General features: G+C 35.6%; 1 protein-coding gene. It reads right to left on the bottom strand.

Annotated elements, in window-relative coordinates; all coding sequences use genetic code 11:
• Positions 1–260: 260 nt before the first annotated feature.
• A complete protein-coding gene (locus tag T518_RS11280) occupies positions 261–1,013 on the bottom strand; it encodes a hypothetical protein (protein ID WP_036379015.1) in 753 nt (250 codons plus the stop codon).
• Positions 1,014–1,067: the final 54 nt, after the last annotated feature.

Genomic DNA, 1,067 nt, shown 5'->3' with positions numbered 1-1,067 from the left:
CGTCTCCTTTGCGTTTTTGTTTGGCGACTTAATTGTAACAGAGGACGAGGTCCATGTCTTTATTCTATTTTGCGAAAGATATTATACCTTATCTATCATTAACATTATGTTATCATAAAATTAATTGAATTGCAAGATTTATTTTACGAGTATGACATAAAATAGTATTTCACTGCTATTCTGCACAATAGCTTACAACGTATAGAAAAACATGGATCTAGCAAGAAATCCTTGTAGATCCATGTTTTCCGTTGATGTATTCACACCGTGACATCCGTCTCATGATAGTCATCATCATGAGGTCCTTTTTTATATCCATATGCTCTTATCATAATCAGATTCTTGTAATCAAACATATAGACCATTTTATACGTACCCATATCGGGCCATGCATTTGTCCACGTGTGTAGATAGAACGTGCCATCGTCTAAATATCTAGCACCATTTTTTTCACGAGCATCCATAGACATATATTTTCTATGGATTCGTCTATGTTGATCCATAAATTGTATTTCTTTTAATTTATTATCTTTTATTGCAAAAAACGATGCAGCATACCCACCGCCTCCACTTGCTCTAGATATATTCTCTAAAATATCCGGCATTCCTGTGTTGCTAGTAATAACAAAGCATCCATTTAAAGTATCGCTGTCTTTGTCTAACGTAGGAAAAGGACCTATCCCCTTCTGCAAGAAGGCCGTATCATCTCCTACGCGTGCAAGGTAAGGGTAAAAATCACCGGCAAAAATCCCATTTTTTTCGAAAAGATAGTTAGATACATATTTTGCATTATCGCTGATGATAAATACATAATATGGAGTTCCCTCTATTGAATTGATTAGCAGGGTTTCCTGTGAACGTGTTTTAGCAGTTTCCACATCCATACTATCAGGAATATTCGCAAATACAGTTGATGTCATGATAACGAGCATTAGCATGACTAAAATACTGAGTTTTCGCACCATCATATTTCGATAAGGTATAATATCTTTCGCAAAATAGAATAAAGACATGGACCTCGTCCTCTGTTACAATTAAGTCGCCAAACAAAAACGCAAAGGAGACGA

Source organism: Mitsuokella jalaludinii DSM 13811 (assembly GCF_000702905.1).
GTDB classification, from domain to species: domain Bacteria; phylum Bacillota; class Negativicutes; order Selenomonadales; family Selenomonadaceae; genus Mitsuokella; species Mitsuokella jalaludinii.
This window is presented reverse-complemented; position numbering and strand designations above follow the sequence as displayed.